Raw genomic sequence first — 22,525 nt, 5'->3', positions numbered from 1 at the left:
TCGCCCACGCGGTCTCTGCGGGCGTGGGCTGGGGGTTGATCCCGGTCATGCAGCTGGACCGGCTGAGGGCGGACGCCGGCGCCGAACTCGTACCGATCACTGCTAGCCCCGCCGTCGATGTGCCGCTCTACTGGCATCGCTGGACGCTGGCCTCGGAGAAGCTCTCCCGCCTCACCGGGGCAGTGCATCGCGCGGCGGTCGAGTTGCGGTGAGGCCGGCCGCGGTCTTCAGCCGCGGCCGAGGATCTTGTCGATCATCCACCTGATCTGCTCGTGCACGGCGTCCACGGTCATCCGTTCGGGCGTGACGATCGCGTGCAGACTCAGCCCGTCGATCATCGTGAACAGCGCGGTGGAGGAGGGGTCCACCTCGGCGGGGGAGATGTGACCCTCCTCGGCGAGGATGCCGAGCCAGCGGTGCAGGTAGTCGTAGGTGAGATCGTGGCCGTATTCGAGGAGCCTGTGGGTGAGTGCCCGCTTCTCGGGGCCGAGGGCGTTCAGGTGCATGGAGAACCACAGTTCGAGCTGCATGTCGCGGTGCTCGTGCGAGGGCAGGAATTGTGCGCAGCACTCATAGAGGCGGTCGGCCGGATCGAGAGAGGAATCGGCGATCGAGAAGTCTCTGATCGCCATGTCGAGGGAGCTGCGGACGACGGCTTCATGGAGATCGGCCTGGGTCGGGAAGTAATGGCGCAGCGTGGAGGGGCCGATCCCTGCTTCCCTGGCGACCGCACGCACACTGAGGTTCGCGCTGCCCGGAGCAGACTGCGCGGCCAGTCGCATCGCCGCCTGGATGATGTCATCGCGTCGGGACATGTCCCTTCCCCTCTCTGACATTCTCCAGCTTGGTCCGCCCGGTGGTGCCGGGGCTGGACCGTCGGGATACCGCTCGAATACTAGCACGCTGTGCTGGTACAGTGTACTACAATCCTGTCGAGCACCCCCCGACGGCAATCCCCGACGAGATTGGACACTCCGATGATCGAGAGCATTCAGAACTTCGCCAGTTCGTTCCCCGACTGGCTCCAGTGGGCAGGAGTCCTGCTGGTCTCCGCGATCCCCTTCGTCGAGTCCTACTTCGGCTCGGCCATCGGCGTCGCGATCGGCCTCAACCCCGTTGTCACCATCCTCATGGCCGTCATCGGCAACGTGCTCTCGATGCTCGCGCTCGTCTACGGAGCCGGCGCACTGCGGGATCAGGCCATGAAGAACAGGGCGACCGAGCTCACGCCCAAGCGTCAGCGGCTCAAGCGCATGTTCGACAAGTTCGGGGTGCCGGGAGTCTCACTGCTCGGCCAGACCGTGCTGCCTTCGCAGATCACGTCGATGGCGATGGTCAGTTTCGGCGCGAACCGCAACGCGGTGGCCGTGTGGCAGATCATCTCGATCATCCTCTGGGGTGTCCTGTTCGGAGTCCTCGCGACCCTCGGCGTCAGCTTCGCGTTGCGCTGAGGTCACTGATCGCCGAGGTGACCCCGAGTTCCGGACAGACTCTTCGCCGGCGGCGTGCCCGTGTCAGAGCCTCCACCTAGACTGGCCCCTATGACCTCAGCCACCCCGTCTTCAGCCACCACTTCCGGCGAATACGACTTGGAGGCAGCCCCTGGCGCGGGAGCGAGTTCCGGTTCCGCCCCGCAGCCCGCTCAGGTGCCCGCCGACTTCGAGGCGCAGGCGCGGAGCATCCTTGTCGAGCTGACCGCAAACCCGGACGCGAGGTTCCGCGACGGTCAGCTCGAGGCCATCCACGACCTCGTGGTCGGCAAGAAGCGGGTGCTCGTGGTGCAGCGGACCGGCTGGGGGAAGTCGGCCGTCTACTTCGTCGCCACCCGGATGCTGCGCGCGGCAGGCACCGGGCCGAGTCTCATCGTCTCGCCATTGCTCGCCCTCATGCGCGACCAGATCGCGGCTGCCGAGCGGGCCGGGGTCCGGGCGGCATCGCTGAACTCCTCGAACGTCACCGAGTGGGACGGGGTCATCGAGGACCTGAAGACCGGCAGCGTCGACGTGCTGCTCGTGTCCCCGGAGCGGCTGAACAACCCGCAGTTCCGGGACGAGATCATGCCTCAGCTGATGCGGTTCCTCGGCCTCATCGTCGTCGACGAGGCGCACTGCATCTCCGATTGGGGTCACGACTTCCGCCCCGATTACCGTCGCATCGGACACATCCTCCACAACCTGTCGACCGACACTCCAGTGCTTGCGACCACGGCCACGGCCAACTCGCGCGTCGTCGCCGATGTCGCCGAACAGCTCGGCGATCACACCACCGTCGTTCGCGGGGAGCTCGCCCGCGACTCCCTCCGCCTGGGGGTGCTGCCCGGTCTCGACGCCAGCGAGCGGATCGCGTGGCTGGCCGGTCACCTCGGTGACTTCACCGGCTCCGGGATCGTCTACTCCCTCACGGTCAGCGCTGCCGAGGACATCACAAGGATTCTGCGTGACCAGGGGCATGAGGTGCGCGCCTACACCGGTCGCACCGACGCCGAGGAGCGGGAAGAGCTCGAACAGCAGCTCAAGGACAATCGCATCAAGGCGCTCGTGGCGACCTCGGCGCTGGGGATGGGCTTCGACAAACCGGACCTCGGCTTCGTCATCCACATCGGCGCACCCTCGTCTGCCGTCGCCTACTACCAACAGGTCGGCCGCGCGGGGCGTGCGACCGACTCCGCCGACGTCATCCTCCTGCCCGGGCCCGAGGATGAGCGGATCTGGGAGTACTTCGCGACCGCCTCGATGCCGAACCAGCACGACGCGGCCGCCGTCCTGCGCGCGCTCGACGAGTCCGATGCATCGTTGTCCGTCGCTCGGTTGGAGACCCTGGTCGGGACGAAGCGCAGCCGACTGCAGCTGCTGCTCAAGACCCTTGAGGTCGAGGACGCGGTGAGCAAGGTCAAGGGCGGGTACGTCGCGACCGGCCGTGGCTGGACCTACGACCGGGAGCGCTACGAACATGTGGCGCAGGTGCGCGCGGCGGAGGCGCAGGCGATGCTCGACTACGAAGCCACTCGCGGCTGCCGGATGGAATTTCTCATCCGGCAGCTCGACGACCCTGACCCTCAGCCCTGCGGCCGGTGCGACAACTGTGCCGGCGTGTGGTGGTCGACCGAGATCTCGGCCGAGAGCAGACAAGCGACTGCCGGAACGCTGCACCGCATCGGTCTGCCCATCGAGCCGCGCAGCACCTGGCCGAGCGGATTGGCCACCATCGGCGTCCCGCTCAAGGGGAGGATCGCCGCAGGGGAACTGGCGGAGGAGGGGCGGGCGATCGCCCGGCTCAGCGACCTCGGGCAGGGGCAGGTCCTGCGCGAGTTCCTCGGCCCCTCGGCCCCCGACGCCGAGGTGCCGGCACAGATCGGTCAATGGTGCCTCGAGGTGCTGGGGCAGTGGAACTGGGGACAGCGCCCCGAGGCTGTCGTGTCGATCCCGAGCGCTCGCAGGCCCGTGACCGTGAGATCGCTGGCCGCCAACCTGGCTGCGGCGGGTCGGCTGGTCGACGCCGGTGAGCTGGTGCAGGTTCGCGACCATGGCTCACCGGAGGTCAACAGCGCCTTCCGGGTCAAGGACCTCCACGATGCCTTCGTGGTGCCGCCCGAAGTGCAAGAGACCGTGGCTGGACGTGCGGTCCTGCTCGTCGACGACGAGGTGGTCTCCCGCTGGACGATGACGATCGCCGCCCGCCTGCTCCGACAGGCAGGAGCGAGCGCTGTCTTCCCCTTCGCCCTGGCACTGCGGGCGTGAGGAGAGCCGCCTACACATTCTGCTGCAGCTGAAACCGCGCGCCTTCGGGATCGGCGATGGTGGCGATGCGGCCGAACGGCGTGTCCTCGGGGCCGTCGAGGACGCTGCCGCCGAGTTCTCTGATCGTCGCCGCAGCTCCATCGACGCTCTCGACATTGAAGTAGGTCCGCCAGTATGACGTGTCGGTCCAGTCACTGGCGTCGCAGATCCCGGCCACCGCACTCTCACCCGCTCCATGGGTGGAGTAGTTCATTCCTCCGGGAACCGGAACCAGATCCCAGGCGAAGACATTCCGATAGAAGTCGGTCGCCTTCTCGAAATCGACGGTCATGAGTTCGAACCAGACAGGCGTGCCAGGGGTCAGCGGGGTGTCGAATCCCGAGAACTGACCCGGCTGCCAGAGGCCGACGCCGGCTCCGGCGGGATCCGCGATCACCGCCATCTGCCCGTGAGGCCCGACAGCCATCGGAGGGGTGATGGCTTCGGCTCCGGACTTCACGGCTTCCGTGTAGGTGACCTCGATGTCGTCGGCGTGGAGGTAGGTCGTCCAGCTCGCCGGAATCGACGGGTTGGGGGAGCCGTCCATGTTCATGGCCTGCATGAACCCGCCAACAGGGTGCTGACCCTTCATGATCTGGTGATAGTGACCGTAATCCGGTCCTTGGTCGACGATGTCCCAGCCGAAGACCTGGGTATAGAAGTTCTTCGTCGTCTCCAGGTCATGGCAGACATAGTCGATCCACACGGGCTGACCTTGACGGGCGTTATCAGGCATGGCAACTCCTCATCGAATTCTCACTGCGTTTGCTCTAGGTGCTGGACTAGTGGGATGACACGTCGTGCCAGTTCGTGGTGAACTCGGCGAAGTCCTGCTGCAGGGCGGCCTGAAGCAGCGGGCCGAAGGTCACGCGACTGACACCGAGCTCGCGCAGCGCATTCAGGTCGAGTCCCTCCGGGATGGCCCCGGCGAGGGGATGAGCCGTGACATTGAGGGGCAGTGATACCTGGGACAGCACCGTACGCAGATCGTCGGTGGTCGGCATGGCCACGGGATAGACGCAGTCGGCGCCCGCCTCGGCGCACAGGTTCAGCCGTCGCACCACCTCGGCGGTGGGGTCGGCGAACTCATCGGCGTGCTTGAATACGTCGGTGCGGGCGTTGATGACCACATGCACTCGCTGGGCATCAGCCGCGCGACGCAGGTCGGAGATGTACTCGGCGTGCTCCTCGGCGGTGCGCAGTCTCTGCTGGCTGTGGACCGTGTCCTCGATGTTGACCCCCACGGCTCCCGCAGCCAGGAGCCCGGCGATGAGCTCGGGCGCAGGAGTGTCATAGCCGGATTCGAGGTCGGCGGAGACGGGCACGTCCACCGAGGCGGTGATGCGATCGATGCCCTCGAGTGCCTCTTCGAGGCTCATCGCCTCGCCGTCCTCGGCACCCAGCGAATTGGCGAGCGGGTGCGAACCGACAGTCAGGGCGGAGAATCCCGCCGAGACCATGGCGCGTGCCGACCAGGCATCCCAGACAGTCGGGAGGACCAGAGGGCGGCGGTTGTGATGGGCATCGAGGAGGGCGGCGGCGCGTTCGGCGAGCAGGGGGATATCAGTCATGTCCAACACTCTGGCACCGATCCCGCGTTACTTCCAGGTAACCGAATCGGTTCACCCGAACATTTCAGGGATGGGGAGGTGCGCCCCAGGTTTCACAGTCGCGGCGTGCGTGGAGGCACGTCCCGTCGCTCACCGGTCGTTTCGAAGGCGGCGGCGAGTTCGATGAGTGCGGTGTCGTCCCAGCCGCGCCCGGCGATCGTCAGGCCGACCGGGATCCCGGTGTCCGCCATGGTGCCCATCGGCACGGTCACCGACGGGATGCCCAGATGCCGCGGAACAAGGTTGCCGTTGGCGACCCACGTCCCGTTGCGCCATCCGAGGTCCGCCGAAGCCTCGTTGACGTCCATGTCCGCGGGGCCGACATCGGCCATCGCGGGGAAGATCACCGCGTCGAGGCCCAACTCGTCCATCCACTCCTCGAGGTCGATGCGCCGAGTCTCCTCCAGCCCCCTGACCCCGGATTCGAGCAGCGGGATGTCGGTCACCGAGGCGTACGGATGTTCCCTGACCAGTTCGGGATAGGTGGCGATGTCGTCGTCGAAGCCGGTGTACCGGTCCGGCAGGGCGCCTTCAGGATGCGGGAAGATCTGGGAGCCGTCCACCTCGGCGAGGCTGCTCAGGTTGGGATCCCCGTTCGCGCGGAGGAAATCGTCCCACGCCCAGGCGGACAGGTCGTTGATCTCTCTGTCGAGGTACTCCGAGGTGACGAGCCCGCGCGTCCTGATGGTCGGAGCCCCGGGGCGGTCGCCTTCGTAGTTGCTCACGACGGGGAAGTCGGTCTCGACGACCTCGGCGCCGGCGGCTTCGAGGTCGCGTCGCGCGCCTTCCCAGGCGGCGATCACCGAGGCACGGGTCTCGACCTTCTGACCGGTGGGTCCGCCGATCCCGCCCAAGGGGTTCGTTCCCGCTTCGTCGTCGGCGTTGATGTACATCTTCGGGACGCCGAGGCGCTTGCCCTTGAGGGTGGATGCGGCGTCCTCCTTGCTGCCCGGCAGGAGGTCGAGGTAGCTGGCCGGGCGGACTTCGGAGGCTGTGGGGATCTCGACCCAGGGCTGGACGCGCCAGAAGTCGCCGCGGGCCTCGGCGTCGTCGGCGACGATGATGTCGAGGACCTCGCACAGGTCAGCCATGGTGCGGGTGTGGGGGACGACGACGTCCATCGTCGACACCAACGGCCAGTTGCCGCGGACCGAGATGACACCGCGGGACGGGGTGTAGGCGATGAGCGCATTGTGGGAGGCCGGTGCGCGGCCGGAGGACCAGGTCTCCTCGCCGAGGCCGAAGGCGGCGAAGCTTGCGGTCGTCGCGGTTCCGGATCCGTTGGAGGAGCCGGAGGCGAATGCGCTGGTCAGCCAGTCCGCGTTGTAGGGACTCTCAGCTCGACCGTAGAGTCCGCGCTGCATTCCGCCGTTGGCCATCGGGGGCATGTTGGTCAGCCCGAGGCAGATGGCCCCGGCGGCGCGGAGGCGTTCGATCGTGAAGGCGTCCTTCTGCGCGACGAGGTCGGCGAAGGCGGGCGAGCCCGAGGCCACGGTCAGTCCGGCGACCATGTAGCTGTCCTTCGCCGTGTACGGGATTCCGTCGAGGGGACCGAGCGTCTCACCGCGGGCGCGCCGGTCGTCGGAGGCGGCCGCCTCGGCGAGGGCATCCGGGTTGTCGACGATGACGGAGTTGAGTGCGGTCTCGGTGCCGGGCCGGTCGTAGGCCTCGATCCGGGACTGATACGCCCTGACCAGCTCCACCGAGGTGGTGGTGCCGTCTTCAAGTGACTGGCGCAGTGCTGCGATGGACGCCTCGACCACATCGAACTTCGTCATTCTGGTTCCCTCCGTGCTGGTTCTGCCTAACAGTATGGCCCAACGGCTCCACACGCATGCGACGGAATTCGCAGGACTGAGCGGAGACGACGGTGAAGACTAAGATCAAGACATGGTGACCAGGGCAATCATTCTCAGTGGGGGACGTTCGACGCGATTCGGAGAAGTCCACAAGCCTGCCGTGCATCTGGGCGATCGCACCGTCATCTCGCGGGTCCTGTCGACAGTGCTCTCGGCGGCGCCCGAGGCCGAGGTCTGGGTGGCTGGTCCCACCGAGGGGTTGGACGAGGCCGAGAACGAATGCGTGCGCGCGATCCGAGAAGAACCGCGCTTCGGCGGCCCGCTGGCCGGAATCTCGGCCGCCGTTGCCCAGTTCGCTGCGGCTGAGTCCGCCGGTGCCGAATTCCACTCTGCCACTGAGTCCGCTCGAGGCGATGGTGTTGAGAGCGACGTGACCTTTGTCCTTGCCGGTGACATGCCCGTCGTCACTCCCGGGCACCTGCAGGCGCTTGCGCGAGCATGTCGGGACACGGGGCGTCCGGCCGCGGCCGAAGACGATCGCGGAAAGCTGCAGTTCCTCTGCGCCGCCTGGCCGACTCGACTGCTGAGATCGCGCCTGAGCGAGATCGGACCGCCGGTGAACCTGCCGGTGAAGCGCCTGTTCGAGACGGTCGAGCCCGTGGTCATCGATGCAGACCCCAGCGAACTGGCCGACTTCGACACTCCGGAGGAGTTCGAGAACCTGGTTGAGCGCACCGAAGGACTGTGAGAGGACCGAGCGCACCGAAAGTGCCTGACGTCCCGGTTCAGTCGGTCTCCACGTGCCTGCTCAGCCGCTTCGGCGCAGTCTGCCGATAGGACTCGATGAGGAGCTCCCGCACCTCATCCTCGGGAAGTGAGTCGAGCTCGATGCCGACCCACCCGGAGTGGCCGAAGTAGGCGGGGGAGAATGCGTCCTCACGTTCGAGGAGCACATCGACGTCGAGCGGGTCGGGTCTGACCAGCATGGCGTGCGGATGCTGCTCCATCCCGGACGGCTCAAGCTTCCGCACCCCGCCGAAGACGGCGAAGAGCTTGGTGGTGAAGAAGACCGGCCGACCGTGTGAGATCTTCTCCTCCGCCTCCGGCAGCGCCAATGCCAATGACCTGAACCAGTGGAGCATCGGGTCATCCGGATCGAACATGCGTTCGTGGGCCATGAGTTCAGTGTAGTCAGGCAGCTCCTGTTCTGGGAGAGCTCCAGAAGGTGCGCCTCAGCCCGACGGGAAGGGTGCGCCTCAGCCCGACGGGAAGGGTGCGCCTCAGCCCGACGGGAAGCGTGCGCCTCAGCCCGACGGGAAGCGTGCCGGGTCAACCGCAGGTCGGGACGGGGGAAAACACCCGCGCGGTGCTCGTACGGCGACCCTAGGATCGAACTATGTTCCGCACTCAGCCTCTGTTCAGCCGGTTCGAAGGCAATTCCACACTCCTCCTTTCGGTGGAGACGGAATGTCACCCTTTGGGGGACGCCGAACTCCGCACTGGCTGGAACACTGGAAGAGCTGCGATCCTCACCCCCTGATTCACCCCTCGAACCCCGAACCCCGCCCTCGCCCGGGCGCATCCCACCCCCTGACCCACCCTCGAGTCCCGCCCGTCGATGCATCCCGCACGCCCGAAACCCGGAGGAAGCCCCTTGTCCCTCATCACCCGGATGAGCCTGAAGAACCGGCTGATCGTCGGCCTGCTCACGCTTGTGATCGCCGTCTTCGGCGTCGTCGCCACCACTTCCCTCAACCAGGAGACGATTCCCTCGGTCGAGATTCCGGGCACGATGGTCCAGGTCACCATCCCCGGCGCTTCCCCTGAAGTCGTCGAGGAGACGGTGACCAAGCCGTTGGAGACGGCTCTCGACGGAGTCGGTGATCTCGAATCGGTGACCACGACCACCTCGGCGGGGATGATGACGGCCAACGTCACCTGGCCGTTCGGCGAAGACGCGGAGAAGATGACGGACACTGTCCGTTCGACGGTCGACAGTGCGAAGGCGAACCTCCCCGACACCGCCGAGGTGGAGGTGCTGTCCCATCAGATCGACGATGTCCCCGTGGTCATGTTCGCGGTCTCCGGCGGCGAGGATCAGCAGCAGCTGGGCGATCTGCTGGAGAAGAACCTGATCCCCGAGCTGCAGGCTGTCGACGGCGTCGCCGACGTTCAGCTCGCCGGACAGCGGGAGCAGCAGGTGAGGATCACGCTTCGTCCGGACGACCTCGATGCCAAGAACGTCGTCGCGTCCTCCATCCCCGAGGAGCTCAAGGCCGCCGGCGCCGTCACCCCGGCTGGCCAGAGCACCGTGGGAGACAAGTCCCTGTCCGTCGCAGTGGGAACGGAGATGGACGCGGTCGACATGATCGGGCAGACGCCGCTGCGGACCGCGGACGGCACCGTGAAGCTTGATGAGGTCGCCGACATCGACCTCGAAGCCGTCAAGGCCACGACGCTCTCCCGCGCCGACGGCAAGGACGCCGTCACAATCTCTGTGACCAAGGGGCAGGACGACAACGTCGTCGAGGTCTCCCATGGAGTCGACGACGTCCTGAAGACGGTCGGCCCCGAGCTCGGCGACGACATCAAGTTCTCGACGATCTTCGATCAGGCGCCCGAGATCGAACAGTCGATCCACGACCTCTCGGTCGAAGGCGGGCTGGGCCTGTTCTTCGCCGTCCTCGTGATCCTCGCCTTCCTCGGCTCATTCCGCTCCACGGTCGTCGCCGCCATCTCGATCCCGATGTCCCTGCTCATCGCGATGATCGGCCTGTGGGTCGGTGAGTACACGCTCAACATCCTCACCCTCGGCGCTCTGACCATCGCCGTCGGACGAGTCGTCGACGACTCCATCGTCGTCATCGAGAACATCCGCCGCCGGCAGGGCACGAACCGACTGACGATCACCGACATCGTCGCATCGGTGAAACAGGTTGCCGGTGCGATCACCGCGTCGACACTGACGACGGTGGCGGTGTTCCTGCCCATCGCCTTCGTCGAGGGCATCGCCGGTCAGCTGTTCCGGCCCTTCTCCGTGACGGTGACCCTGGCGCTCCTGGCCTCCCTCGTCGTGGCTCTGACCATCGTCCCGGTCTTCAGCTACTGGTTCCTCCGCAACTCCCCGAAGCCGCTCTCGCCCAAACGACAGGCAACCACGGATGCGAGTTACGAGAAGTGGGTCGTCCGTCAGCGGGCACGCGCGATCCGGCGGGCCGAACGCCGCCAGGCGAAGATCGAGAAGAAGAATGCCAAGCGCGCCGCCAAGGGACGGGAGCCCCTGCCCGTTGGCGGAGTCGACCCGACGATCGAACCGGCCCGAACCGGGGAGGCCTCCGGTCGCATCGACCGCCTCCAGCAGCGCAGCATGCCCGCGATCCTCACCGCTCTGCGCCATCCCGGGCGCACCGTGGCCCTGTCCGTGGTCGTGCTGCTCGTCACGATGATGCTCGGCACACTGCTCAAGACCGACCTGCTCGGCGGGCAGAGCCAGAACTCGCTCTACGTCACGCAGACCATGCCGCCCGGTGCCTCCCTGAGCACCAGCGACGAGGCGGCGAAGAGGATCGAAGGCGTGCTCGCCGACGATCCCGATGTGGACACGTTCTCGACCACGGTCAGCGGACCGGAGTCCGGTGCGGAGAACAGCTTCAACATCACCCTCGCAGAGGGCGCCGACACCGCTGCCGCCACCAACCGGATTCGCAGTCAGATCAAGGACTTCGGCGATGAGGTCGGCGATGTCACCGTCATGGATGCAGGCGGCGGCCTCGATCAGGACGTTGAGATCACGCTCTCGGGCACGGACCTCGAATCCCTGTCGAAGGCTGCCGACGCCGTCACCAGGAAGATGGCAGAGGCCGACGGAGTCAGGGCCGCCCGCAACGACCTGGCCGCCGAACAGTCGGTGATTCAGGTCGACGTCGACCGGACGAAGGCCGCCGACGAGGGATACAGCCAGGCCGAGGTCGGCCAGGCCATCGCCTCGGCCCTGCACGGCGCCCCGGCGGGGACCGTGACCCTCGAAGGTGTGGAACGCGACATCACGATCGCCGCGACCCACCCCGACGCGACCCCCGACGAGATCCGGTCACTCGAACTGCCGGTCACCGAGGCGCAGACCCGTCACGCGCAGGAGGATGCCAGCGATCGGATCAAGGAGAAGACCGAGCGCCGCGCCGACGAGGCCAAGCGCAAGGCCGAAGACGATTCCGCCGAACAGCTCGCCGCGGCTCGCGAGGCGCGCGACACCGCCGCCGACCAACTGGAGGAGGCACGCAAAGCCCTCCGCGATGTCCGCAATCCGCCTCCGGCGCCGAACCCCGGCGAGATGCGTCAGGAGCAGATCGACCAGGCCGAGGAGGGTGTCGAGGCCGCGGAGAAGGGGCTGCGCGAGGCGAACGAAGCGATCGACGACATCATCAACGGCCAGGAGGAGCAGCGGCAGAACCAGGCCGAAGAGGAGCGTCTGGCCGACGAGCAGGAAGCGATTCCCGATCTCAAGGGCGACTCCGTCACCGTCGATGAGATCGCCGAGGTGAGCGAGGCGAAGACTCCGGCGACGATCACCCGCGAGGACGGCAGCCGCCAGGTCACCGTGTTCGCCACCCCGGCCGAAGGACAGCTCAGCGTCGTGTCCACAGAGGCGCAGGAGCTGACAGCGAACATGGACCTGCCCGACGGGGTGAGCTTCGCCGTCGGCGGAGCCAGCGCCGAGCAGCAGGAGTCGTTCGCTCAGCTGGGCATGGCCATGCTGGTCGCGATCGTGCTCGTGCTCCTCGTCATGATCGCCACGTTCCGCAGCTTCGTCCAGCCGCTGATCCTGCTCGTGTCGATCCCGTTCGCCGCAACGGGCGCGGTCCTGCTGCTGGTGCTGACGAACACGCCGCTGGGCATTCCCGCGCTCATCGGCCTGCTCATGCTCATCGGCATCGTCGTGACGAACGCCATCGTGCTCATCGACCTCATCAACAAACTGCGGGAGCAGGATCTGGGGCTGACCGACTCGATCGTCCACGGCACGCGACTGCGGCTGCGACCGATCCTGATGACGGCTGCGGCCACCGTGTTCGCCCTGCTGCCGATGGCCTTCGGGCTGACCGGGGGAGGCGTCTTCATCTCCCAGCCCCTGGCCATCGTGGTCATCGGCGGGCTGACGTCCTCGACGCTGCTCACCCTGATCCTCGTGCCGGCGCTCTACCTCCTCGTCGAGCGGCGCAGGGAACGCCGTGCCGCGCGCAGGGCGGTGGGTTAGAGTCAGGCCATGTTCACCGGACTCAGCGCGTTTCCCCTGACCCCGCTCGACGACGACATGCTCGATGAGCGCTCATTCACGGGCCTCATCGAGCGCCTCGTCGCCGCCCGCGTCGACTCGATCACCGCTCTCGGCTCCACCGGCTCCTACGCCTATCTGACCCAGGCCGAACGGGCCAGGGTCGCCCGCCTGGCCGTCGAGCACGCCGCAGGCATCCCGGTGATCGTCGGGGTCGGAGCGCTGCGGACCTCGCAGGTGCTGGCCAACATCAGCTACGCCGAAGAGGCGGGCGCGGCCGGTGTGCTCCTGGCGCCGATGACCTACCAGCCGCTGACCGCTGACGACGTCTTCGAGCTCTTCCGCACCGTCACCGAATACACCGAGCTGCCGGTGATCGTCTACGACAACCCCGGCACCACACACTTCAGCTTCACCACCGATCTCTACGCACGGATCGCGCAGCTGCCCGGGATCGTGTCGATCAAGATCCCCGGAGTCCCTGCCGATCGGGCGCAGGCGGAAGCGCATGTCGAATCGATCCGGACCGCCATCCCCGACCACGTCACGATCGGAATCTCCGGCGATGCCTCTGCCGCGACCGGACTGGCCGCGGGTTGCGAGACCTGGTACTCGGTGATCGGCGGGACGCTGCCCGATCTTGCCCAAGGGATCACGCGTGCCGTCACCGGGCCCGACGTCGAGGCGGCGCTCGCCGAATCCGAGCGGCTGGCACCACTGTGGTCGCTGTTCCAGGAGTTCGGCGGAAGTCTGCGTGTGGTCGCCGCGATCGCCGAGGAGCTGGACCTGGTGCCGCCGCGGTGCCTGCCGCTGCCGATCCAGGGACTCGGCCGGCAGCAGCGGGGCAGAGTCGCCGAGGTGATGCGCGAGCTCGACCTCCGCGACTGACTGCGAAAAAACTTCTGCCATACACGGAATAATCTCCCTCTCCCCAAAGTTGAGTCAGGTGTACGCAAGTTTCATGAGGCCAGGTTTGACGGTCTCGGACACGAAGAGAATACTGAGTCGAGCAGGCTCAACGATTTGAAGGAGACAACGATATGGCACGTGCTGTTGGAATCGACCTCGGAACCACGAACTCCGTCGTCGCAGTCCTCGAGGGCGGCGACCCCAAGGTCATCGCGAACGCCGAAGGCGGTCGCACCACCCCGTCCGTGGTCGCAGTCAACAAGAACGGCGACTCCCTGGTCGGCGAGATCGCCAAGCGCCAGGCCGTCACCAACGTCAAGAACACCGTCGCTTCCGTCAAGCGCCACATGGGCACCGACTGGACCACCGAGATCGGCGGCAAGACGCTGAGCGCCCCCGAGGTTTCGGCCCGCATCCTCCAGAAGCTCAAGCACGACGCTGAGGAATACCTCCAGGAGAAGGTCACCGACGCGGTGATCACGGTTCCCGCCTACTTCAACGACGCGGAGCGCCAGGCCACCAAGGATGCCGGTGAGATCGCCGGCATGAACGTCCTGCGCATCATCAACGAGCCGACCGCGGCAGCTCTGGCCTACGGCCTCGAGCGCGGCAAGGAAGACGAGCTCATCCTGGTCTTCGACCTCGGCGGCGGCACCTTCGACGTCTCGCTGCTCGAAGTGGGCAAGGACGACGACGATTTCTCCACCATCCAGGTGCGTGCCACCTCCGGTGACAACCGCCTCGGCGGCGATGACTGGGATCAGCGGATCGTCGACTGGCTGGTCGAGCAGGTCAAGAACAACTACGGCGTCGACCTGACCAAGGATTCGACCGCCCTCCAGCGCCTGAAGGAAGCGGCTGAGCAGGCCAAGAAGGAACTGTCCTCGGCGACCAGCACCAACATCTCGCTGCAGTACCTGTCGATGAGCGAGAACGGACCGATCCACCTCGACGAGACCCTGACCCGGGCGAAGTTCGAGGACCTGACGAAGGACCTGCTCGAGCGGACCAAGGCTCCGTTCCACGCTGTGATGAAGGACGCCGGCGTGTCCGTCAAGGACATCGACCACGTCATCCTCGTCGGCGGTTCGACCCGTATGCCCGCCGTGAGCGAGGTCGTCACGGAGCTCACCGGCGGCCAGGAACCCAACAAGGGCGTCAACCCCGATGAAGTCGTGGCGATCGGCGCTGCCGTGCAGGCGGGTGTGCTCATGGGTGAACGCAAGGACGTTCTCCTCATCGACGTCACTCCGCTGTCCCTGGGTCTGGAGACCAAGGGCGGCGTGATGACGAAGCTGATCGAGCGCAACACCCCGATCCCGACCAAGCGTTCGGAGACCTTCACCACCGCTGAGGACAACCAGCCCTCCGTGTCGATCCAGGTCTTCCAGGGTGAGCGCGAGTTCACTCGGGACAACAAGAACCTGGGCACCTTCGAGCTGACCGGAATCGCTCCGGCTCCGCGTGGCGTGCCGCAGATCGAGGTCGCCTTCGACATCGACGCCAACGGCATCGTCCACGTGTCGGCCACCGACAAGGGCACCGGCAAGGAGCAGTCGATGACCATCACCGGCGGTTCCGCGCTGCCGAAGGAGGACATCGAGCGCATGGTCCGTGAGGCCGAGGAGCACGCGGAAGAGGACAAGAAGCGCCGTGAGGCCGCCGAAGTCCGCAACAACGCGGAGAACCTCGCCTACCAGACCGAGAAGCTGATCACCGACAACGAGGACAAGCTGCCTGAGGACGTCAAGACCGAGATCACCTCGGACGTCGACGCGCTCAAGGAAGCTCTCAAGGGCGAAGACGACGATGCTGTGAAGTCGGCCTACGACAAGCTCGTGGCCAACCAGCAGAAGATCGGCGAAGCCATCTACAGCCAGCAGGCTCCGGAAGGCGCCGCTGACGCAGCAGCAGGTGCGGATGCGGACGCCGGTACGGGAGCCGATGACGACGTCGTCGACGCCGAGGTAGTTGATGAGGATGAGGAGAAGAAGTAATGACCACCGAGGGCAACGATCCGTCGTCCGAGGAGCCAGGCTTCACCTTCAACGACAAGCGCCGGATCGATCCGGAGACCGGTGAGCTCCGGCCCGAGGCCGAGCAGACTCCCGACGCCGAGGAGGCGGTGGCGGATGCCAGCGACCTCGGCGTCGAGATCCCTGCCGACGCGTCGAGCCTCGACGACACCGAGCCGGCGGCGGGCGAACCCGCTCCCGGGTCCGAACCTGAACCGGGTTCCGAGGCCGCCGGGTATCTGGCCGATCTCAAGCGGATCAACGCCGAGTACGCCGCATACCGGATGCGAGCCGATCGTGAACGCGAACGGGCCGCAGCCGGTGGCACGATCAAGGTCGTCGAGGCCCTGATCCCGGTTCTCGACGAGGTGCGGCTGGCGCAGGAGCACGGCGACGTCAGCGGACCCTATGAGGCCCACGTGACCAAGCTGCTCGAGTCCCTGAAGAAGATCGGCGTCGAGCAGTACGGTGAGGTCGGCGACGAGTTCGATCCGGCTCTGCATGAGGCGCTCATGCAGCAGCCCTCGGACGATGTCGAATCACCGACCGTCTTCATGGTGATGCAGCCGGGCTACCGTCTGGGTGAGCGCATCATCCGTGCGGCCCGCGTCGGCGTGCAGCAGCCGGAGGACTGAACCGATGACCTCGCCGAGGCGGGACTGCGCTCACTCTGTGAGTGCAGTGCCGCCTCGGCGGCGGTCCGGATTCCGAAGATCTCGTCACGGGTCTTCCGATACCGGGGGTGGACCTTCCGATGTCGGAGACGATCCGGCGATCTCATCTTGGGAGTGCGGATTGTGAGGAGACAATTGAATACAGTGAACGAACAGCATGACCAGGTCGCAGGCAGCGGCACATCGAGCAGAACGTGGAAGAAAGGAGGTGCCAGGTGAATACCGGACCTCAGAATGATTGGTTCGAGAAGGACTTCTACAAAACCCTCGGCGTCTCCAAGGATGCTTCCGAGGCCGAGATCAAGAAGGCCTACCGCAAACTTGCGCGCAGATACCACCCGGACGCCAATCCGGGCGATGCCTCGGCGGAGGCCAAGTTCAAAGAGATCGGGCAGGCCCACCAGGTGCTCTCCGACAAGGAGTCGCGGGAGCAGTACGACCAGGTGCGCGCGATGGGCAAGGGCCCACGGTTCACCGCCGGCAGCGGCGGACCGGGCGGCGCAGGTGGGTTCGAGGACGTGTTCTCGGACCTCTTCGGCGGCGGTCGCGCGCGGACCCGCACGCGGACGAGCACCGACGTCCCGCCTGATCTGGCTGACCTGCTCGGAGGCTTCGGCGGCAGTCCCTATGGCGGGGGCTACGGGGGCGGTTATGACAGCTACTCGCCTCCGGTCAAGGGCGGCGACATCAAGTCGAGCACCACACTGTCGTTCGGTGAGGCGGTGCACGGGGCGTCTGTGAAGCTGAACATGCCGGGCGGGAAGCCGCTGACCGTGCGCACTCCGATCGGGGTCAAGGACGGGCAGAAGATTCGCCTGGCCGGCAAGGGCAAGTCCAGCCCGAACGGCGGTGAGAACGGCGACGTCATCCTCACCGTGCACGTCAAACCGCATCCGGTATTCACTCGTGACGGTGACAACCTGCGGATCGACCTGCCGGTCAGCTTCGACGAGGCGGCCCTGGGCGCCGAGGTGAAGGTGCCGACCCTGGGCGGAATGCCGGTCACGGTGAAGATCCCTGCCGGAACACCCTCTGGCCGGACGCTGCGCGTGCGCGGTAAGGGTGTGAAGACGAAGAAGGGCACCGGGGATCTCCTGGTGACCGTGCAGATCGTGGTTCCGCAGAACCTGTCGAAGGACGCCGAGGCGGCCGTCGAGTCGTTCAAAGAGGCGACGAAGAACGAGGACCCCCGTGCGGGACTGCTCGAGAAGGCGAAAGCCAGCTGAGGCGGTGAAGCACAGTGCAGATCTCTTCGAATGCCGCGGTGTATGTCATCTCGGTGGCGGCGGAGTTGGCGGGGATGCATCCGCAGACCCTGCGCCAATACGACCGATTGGGTCTCGTCACCCCTGAGCGGACCCCCGGCAGGGGCAGGCGATACTCCGGCAAGGACATCGCGAAGCTGCGGATGATCCAGCAGCTCTCCCAGGACGAAGGCGTCAATCTGGTCGGCATCAAGAAGATCATGGAACTGCAGAACCAGGTCGATGCCCTCAAGAGCCGCAACCAGGAGCTTGAGGCAGAGCTGCGAGCCCGGATGTCGGCGCAGGAGCGGGAAGCCCGCGTCTTCGCAGCTGGGGCCGGAGGGGACATCGTGTCGATCTCACGCGGTCGGCGCCCGCGGATGAAGCCGGACGCCGGTGCCCTGGTGCTGTACAACCAGTACTACCGGTAAACCCGTCGCGCCGGGGTCCGTCCGCTCCGGTTCACTGAGAATGGGCTATGAACTCCGCGGAGTTCATGGCCCATTCTCGTGGTCGAGCCGAGGGGCAGAGTGCTGCTGCTGATCCCATACTCAGCCGACGTGATTCAGGCTGCTCAGAACTCCGCAGGAGACTGAGCGACCTTCTTGCGACGTACGGTCATCGTCACAGCGGCCCCACCGACGAGGAGGAGCGCGACGCCAGCGGCCAGTCCTGTGAGTTCGGCACCGGTGCGGGGCAGCTCGCTGCCGCCGGCACCGTTGTCATCTCCGCCGGCACCGTTGTCATCTCCGCCGGCACCGTTGTCGTCTTCGCCGGCTCCGTCGTCATTGCCGTCGGATCCGCCGGCGTTGGCGTCATCGCTGACCGAGAATTCGCCGGTCATCTCGTCGTCGCCGCAGCTGACGGTGACTTCGTAGTCGCCGACGTAGGCGGAAGGGTCGGAAGCGCTCGTGCCGTAGACGTTGACCGAGGCCGTGCCCTCATCGTCTGCCTGCACTGTGTTCTCGTAGGCGGTGACGTTCGTCGCTCCCTTCGGGTTGACCACGAAGTTCACGTCGGAGCCTGGTTCGCAGTTCTCAACCGCGAGGGTGACGCCCTTGTCCGCCTTGACGAAGTCGGCGGGGGAGATGGTCTCGGGGGAGACGGCGAGCGAGGCCTCAGCTGCAGGCGGTTCCTCGGTCGGTTCTTCCGACTTGTCCTCAGTGAGGGTGAAGTAGACGGGGTCCGTGGCGGTCTGATCGGCACCGCTGCGAGCGACAAAACTGTACTTTCCAGCTGTGATCTCACCATCAACCGTGAGCGTGCCGGAGATCTCTCCTGCCTCGTCGGCCGTGAATGTCTTTTCGAAGAAGAGGACGTCCGAATCTGCTTCGCCGGCGTGGACGGTGACTTCCTCTCCTGGCGTGAAGTTCTCGCCGGAGAAGTCGAGGCCGTTGGCCTTGAACTCGCTCACGGTCAGGGTAGAAGCCTCTGCAGCGATCGCTGGGTCTTCGGTCGGAGGCTCTTCGACTGGAGGTTCTTCGGCCGGAGGCTCTTCGCCACCCGCGGTGACTTCGTAGTCGGTTTCAGCCACCACGGTTCCTTCCGCATCCAGAATCTCACCGTGGTAGGTGCCGAGGAAGACATCATTGTCAGATCCGTAGATTGTGACGGCGAAGCCACCGGTTTCGTCGACCTCGACCGTCTCTTCATACGATTCGACCGCCTGCCCGGAGCTCGGGGTGTCGACGATGGTGTAAGTCGAGCCGGGTTCCAGACCCGTGCCGGTGTATGTGACGCCCTTGTCCGGATCACCGTAGTCGGCCAGCGAAATGGTTGTCGGGGAAATGCTGAACTCTGCCGCGGCCTCCTCGACCTGTCCGTCCTGGGGAGTCGGCGACGTCGCTGACTCCGGCACGGAGGCTTCCTGAGAGTGGCGTTTCGCGCTGGGGGCAGCGAATACAGGGGCAGCGGCAATTCCGGTGATCGCAAGGGCGACGGCCGGGGCGAGGGCGAGTTTCTTCATACGGTTCCTATTCAGGTTTGAGCATGTGGTGAAGCCTTCCGCCCTCCACGCTAATTTAAAGGACGACGACCGTAATATTTGTGTACATTGTGGTCACCTGATCCAGAGAAGGATCTTCCCAAACGGGTGTAGTGGCCGAAGCTCGGGCAGGGGACAACTGCACGCAACTGTGGCCCCGACATTCGTCGGGGCCACAGTGGTTCAGGGAATCGTCCTTCTCTGGGTTCAGCGGGCGATCAGATCTTCGTCGAGGACTGTCCGCCCTTCTTGCGGCCGGTCAGTGCGACGGCAGCTCCGCCGATGAGGAGCAGCATCGCGCCCGCGCTGAGTGCGCCGAGATCGGCACCGGTGCGGGGAAGATCTCCACTGTTTCCGGAGTCGTCGCCGCCCGCTGCACCGGCGACCACTGTGAACGCGCCGTCCATGGCGTCGTCCCCGCAGGTGGCCTTGACGGTGTACGCGCCGACATAGGCGGAGGCGTTGTCGCTGGTGCCGAACACCGAGACGCTCGCTCCGCCTTCGTCATCGGCAGTCCGTGTGCTTTCGTAGGCGGTGACATTGATGCCCTTCGGGGTCACCTCGAAATGCACGGTCGAACCGGGTTCGCAGTCGTCGACCGACAGGGTGACGCCCTTGTCCGAATCGGCGAAGTCGGCGGCCTCGATCTTCTTCGGGGTCACGGACAGGGTCGCATCGGCGGGAGCTTCAGCCGGAGCGTCGTCCTTCTTGTCGTCGCCCTTGTCGTCATCTTTGCCGTCGACTTTTCCGTCATCGTTCTTGTCGTCGTCCTTCGGATCGATGACGGTGATCGTGCCCTTGAGCTCCTGCTCCTGCTTGTCCTCTCCTTCGCCCCGGACCACGGTCACGGTGAAGTCGAGCGGTCCCGGGGTGAGCTGGGCAGCGTCTCCCCTCCAGTAGATGCGCTTGGAGAAGGAGTTGCCGTCGACGGATTCTGGGTCATCGCCCGTCAGCGAATCCTGAACCCTGTCGCCGGCCCGGAGCCCATCGACGGTGATCTGGAATCCTTTGTCTTGATTCGCCAGATCCGCAGTGGTGATCTCCTCCGGGATCACTGTCAGGGAGGCGTCGAGTGCCATGGCTTGGATCGTGATCGAGTCCGAAAGGGTTTCGCTCGGGACGCCGTCTCTGCTGACGGTGACCGTGATCCTCTGCGGTCCGGCTTCGAGGCTGTCGGGGTCATCCTGATACCGGACGGTCTCCGTGTGCTTTCCGTCAGCAGACACGGTGACGGCTGTGCCGGAGGTGGAGTCCTTGACGACATCGCCCTTCTTCAGGCCGGTGACGGACACCGTGACGCCCTCCTCAGCGAACTCCTCGGCGGTGATCGTTGATTCTGCGACGTCGAGATCGGCCTTGATCGGCTCCGGCTTCTCCTCGTCAGCGCCCTCTTCGGATTTGCCTGTGTCGTCCTTGCTCTGGTCGGCGTCATCGCCGGCAGCTGCAGGCTCATTGGGCGTCGGCGCAGGCTTCGTGACTTTGGGAGCCGCAGCCTTCTTCGGCTGCTCGGCCGCCTTCTTGGTCGGCTGCTCAGGAGCCTTCTTCTCAGGCTGCTCGGCCGTTTTCTTCTCCGGCGACTCTGCAGCCGGTTCTTGCTTGGGTTCCGCCGGTGGCTTCTGGGTCGGAGCCTCAGCCTCTTCGGTCGGGGTCGTATCCGCAGTGGGCTCTTCGGATGCTGAGCGGGCTGCAGAGGAGGCGGTGTCGGTCGCAGCAGAGGGTTCCGCAGCGGCGACGGGCGACGCGACCAGACCGGAGAGTGCGAGGGCGATTGCGGGGGCGAGAAGCAGCTTCTTCATCGGGGTGCCTTCCATCTTCGCGGGAGCCCGTGGCGCTGTCTGTCATGCGCATTGCCATGGGCTCGGATGCAGGCAATCCTAGGGTGGGCAACACACCGGTAGTCATTAAGAACGTTTAGTTCACGGAGAAGGCGGTAACGCTTTGGTAAACCGGTTGCCGCCATCGAGACGTTGCTGTGACTTGGCGTTGGTCCGGACTGTCCCAGCCGTCGCCCTGCCCCAGCCGTGGCTTCTGTCCGGACCCCGCAGGAGGCGAACTGCTCAGACTGCCCAGGCAGCGGCGCGGATCTGCTTGCGTTGCTCAGTGGTCGGCACGCGGACCGACAGTGCCAAGGGCTGGACCTCCATCGCCAGGTAGGAGGAGCGGCCCACCGGATCCCCGTCGAGCTGCACGTCGACTTCTTCATGGGATTCGATGACGACCTTCTGGCATTTGCGGCTCTCCGTGTGCAGCCCTCTCGCCGCTCTGCCGCCGATCACCGATGCGACGACTCCCACCCATTGGCCGAGGTTCTTGGGGCTGACGATGAGAACATCGAGCTGACCATCGTCGATGACTGCTTCCGGGAGAAGCTGGATGCCGCCCTGCAGCTTCCCGCAGTTGCCGCCGAGGACGGAGCGCACGCGGGCGGAGACCCGGTAGTCGTCGTCGAAGGTGATCTTCACCTGGCTGGGCTTGCCGACGAGCTTCCGGGATCCCGCTTCGATGTAGGCCAGCCAGCCCAGCTTGGCCTTGAGCTCGTTGCTGGTGTCGGCCATCACTGCGGCATCGAAGCCGAGGCCGGTCATCACGGTGAAGACCTGCGCCTCGCCATCCTCGGCGATCCAGGCCCGGCCGACGTCGATGGCCCGGTTCCTGCCCCACAGAGCGATGCGCAGCGCCCACTCCGTCTTGTCGAGCACGAGATCGACGTTGCGGGCCAGCAGGTTTCCGGTGCCCAGCGGGACGATTCCCATCGGCGTCGAGGTCCCGGCCAACGCTCCGGCCACCGCACGCACCGTCCCGTCGCCGCCGGCGGCGATGACGACATCGACGCCTTCGTCGAGGGCAGCGGTTGCCGCCTTCCCACCCGGATCCGCGAGAGTGGTCTCCAGCACCAGCGGAGGGGCCCAGCCTTCGTACCGACAGATCGCCTCGGCGGTGGAGGCCAGCCTCCTGGCATCGGTCTTCGTGGGGTTGATGATCAGCGCGGCCCGATAGCGATGAGCCGGGTTCACCTCGGGGTCGGGGGTGTCCGCCGCCAAGACGATCTCGCGGTGGTGACGCAGCGTGCGGCGGGCACCCACCCGGGCACCGATGAAGAAGGCGACCAGGAGCGCCAGAGCGAGACCGACGATGACGATCAGCCAGCCCACGGTGTCCAACTCGAAGTTCATGATCCCAACTTACTCTGCCGCGCTGGTGCCGATGGTGGACCACCTGGGCTCACGGTGAGGCCGGGAATA

The 22,525-nt window shown here is 65.9% G+C and carries 18 protein-coding genes; 10 read left to right on the top strand and 8 right to left on the bottom strand.

Going from position 1 to position 22,525, the window contains the following annotated elements; all coding sequences use genetic code 11:
• Nucleotides 1–23: 23 nt before the first annotated feature.
• Nucleotides 24–212 (top strand): hypothetical protein, encoded by a 189-nt coding sequence (locus RIT73_RS14065; protein ID WP_309132717.1) that lies wholly within the window; start codon nt 24–26, stop codon nt 210–212.
• Nucleotides 213–227: 15 nt separating this feature from the next.
• Here the strand turns inward: RIT73_RS14065 and RIT73_RS14060 are convergent, their stop codons facing one another.
• Nucleotides 228–815, bottom strand: a complete 588-nt coding sequence (locus tag RIT73_RS14060) for a TetR/AcrR family transcriptional regulator (protein ID WP_309132716.1) — start codon at nt 813–815, stop codon at nt 228–230.
• Nucleotides 816–977: 162 nt separating this feature from the next.
• On the opposite strand from RIT73_RS14060, the gene RIT73_RS14055 reads away from it, so the two are divergent.
• Together RIT73_RS14055 and RIT73_RS14050 are read left to right on the top strand one after the other, a co-directional pair.
• Entirely contained in the window at nt 978–1,451 is a 474-nt protein-coding gene (locus RIT73_RS14055) for a hypothetical protein (protein ID WP_309132715.1), read from the top strand.
• A 90-nt stretch (nt 1,452–1,541) separates the two neighbouring features.
• A complete protein-coding gene (locus RIT73_RS14050) occupies nt 1,542–3,737 on the top strand; it encodes a RecQ family ATP-dependent DNA helicase (protein WP_309132714.1) in 2,196 nt (731 codons plus the stop codon).
• 10 nt (nt 3,738–3,747) lie between these two features.
• Here RIT73_RS14050 and RIT73_RS14045 read toward each other — a convergent pair whose 3' ends face one another.
• From RIT73_RS14045 to RIT73_RS14035, 3 genes are all read right to left on the bottom strand, one after another.
• The gene (locus RIT73_RS14045; protein ID WP_309132713.1) at nt 3,748–4,512 is read right to left on the bottom strand and encodes a VOC family protein; all 765 of its coding nucleotides are present in this window, start codon (nt 4,510–4,512) and stop codon (nt 3,748–3,750) included.
• Between the two features lie 46 nt (nt 4,513–4,558).
• Nucleotides 4,559–5,347: an isocitrate lyase/phosphoenolpyruvate mutase family protein gene (locus tag RIT73_RS14040; protein WP_309132712.1), complete on the bottom strand. Its 789-nt coding sequence runs from the start codon at nt 5,345–5,347 to the stop codon at nt 4,559–4,561.
• Nucleotides 5,348–5,439: 92 nt separating this feature from the next.
• The gene (locus RIT73_RS14035; RefSeq protein WP_309132711.1) at nt 5,440–7,164 is read right to left on the bottom strand and encodes an amidase; all 1,725 of its coding nucleotides are present in this window, start codon (nt 7,162–7,164) and stop codon (nt 5,440–5,442) included.
• Between the two features lie 112 nt (nt 7,165–7,276).
• On the opposite strand from RIT73_RS14035, the gene RIT73_RS14030 reads away from it, so the two are divergent.
• Nucleotides 7,277–7,933, top strand: a complete 657-nt coding sequence (locus tag RIT73_RS14030) for a molybdenum cofactor guanylyltransferase (RefSeq protein WP_309132710.1) — start codon at nt 7,277–7,279, stop codon at nt 7,931–7,933.
• A 37-nt stretch (nt 7,934–7,970) separates the two neighbouring features.
• On the opposite strand, the gene RIT73_RS14025 is transcribed toward RIT73_RS14030, so the two are convergent.
• Nucleotides 7,971–8,363: an MmcQ/YjbR family DNA-binding protein gene (locus RIT73_RS14025; protein WP_309132709.1), complete on the bottom strand. Its 393-nt coding sequence runs from the start codon at nt 8,361–8,363 to the stop codon at nt 7,971–7,973.
• A gap of 476 nt (nt 8,364–8,839) precedes the next feature.
• On the opposite strand from RIT73_RS14025, the gene RIT73_RS14020 reads away from it, so the two are divergent.
• The 6 genes from RIT73_RS14020 (at nt 8,840) to RIT73_RS13995 (ending at nt 17,730) form a co-directional block, all read left to right on the top strand.
• Entirely contained in the window at nt 8,840–12,439 is a 3,600-nt protein-coding gene (locus RIT73_RS14020) for an efflux RND transporter permease subunit (protein ID WP_309132708.1), read from the top strand.
• Between the two features lie 9 nt (nt 12,440–12,448).
• Nucleotides 12,449–13,345, top strand: a complete 897-nt coding sequence (locus tag RIT73_RS14015) for a dihydrodipicolinate synthase family protein (RefSeq protein ID WP_309132707.1) — start codon at nt 12,449–12,451, stop codon at nt 13,343–13,345.
• A gap of 152 nt (nt 13,346–13,497) precedes the next feature.
• The gene (dnaK, locus tag RIT73_RS14010; protein ID WP_309132706.1) at nt 13,498–15,363 is read left to right on the top strand and encodes a molecular chaperone DnaK; all 1,866 of its coding nucleotides are present in this window, start codon (nt 13,498–13,500) and stop codon (nt 15,361–15,363) included.
• A complete protein-coding gene (locus tag RIT73_RS14005) occupies nt 15,363–16,016 on the top strand; it encodes a nucleotide exchange factor GrpE (RefSeq protein ID WP_309132705.1) in 654 nt (217 codons plus the stop codon). The genes dnaK and RIT73_RS14005 overlap by 1 nt, the downstream gene beginning before the upstream one ends.
• A gap of 254 nt (nt 16,017–16,270) precedes the next feature.
• Nucleotides 16,271–17,281: a DnaJ C-terminal domain-containing protein gene (locus RIT73_RS14000; protein WP_309132704.1), complete on the top strand. Its 1,011-nt coding sequence runs from the start codon at nt 16,271–16,273 to the stop codon at nt 17,279–17,281.
• Between the two features lie 14 nt (nt 17,282–17,295).
• On the top strand, nt 17,296–17,730 hold the full coding sequence (locus RIT73_RS13995) for a heat shock protein transcriptional repressor HspR (RefSeq protein ID WP_309132703.1): 435 nt from the start codon (nt 17,296–17,298) through the stop codon (nt 17,728–17,730).
• Between the two features lie 143 nt (nt 17,731–17,873).
• Here the strand turns inward: RIT73_RS13995 and RIT73_RS13990 are convergent, their stop codons facing one another.
• The 3 genes from RIT73_RS13990 to RIT73_RS13980 form a co-directional block, all read right to left on the bottom strand.
• Nucleotides 17,874–19,265 carry a hypothetical protein gene (locus RIT73_RS13990; RefSeq protein ID WP_309132702.1) on the bottom strand — a complete coding sequence of 464 codons (1,392 nt, stop codon included), beginning with the start codon at nt 19,263–19,265 and terminating at the stop codon, nt 17,874–17,876.
• Between the two features lie 236 nt (nt 19,266–19,501).
• Complete coding sequence (locus RIT73_RS13985) at nt 19,502–21,079, bottom strand: hypothetical protein (protein WP_309132701.1); 1,578 nt, start codon at nt 21,077–21,079, stop codon at nt 19,502–19,504.
• A gap of 261 nt (nt 21,080–21,340) precedes the next feature.
• Nucleotides 21,341–22,456, bottom strand: a complete 1,116-nt coding sequence (locus RIT73_RS13980) for a diacylglycerol kinase family lipid kinase (protein ID WP_309132700.1) — start codon at nt 22,454–22,456, stop codon at nt 21,341–21,343.
• Nucleotides 22,457–22,525 lie beyond the last annotated feature (69 nt).

Origin of the sequence: Brevibacterium sp. (assembly GCF_031179145.1) — a bacterium.
Lineage (GTDB): Bacteria > Actinomycetota > Actinomycetes > Actinomycetales > Brevibacteriaceae > Brevibacterium.
This window is presented reverse-complemented; position numbering and strand designations above follow the sequence as displayed.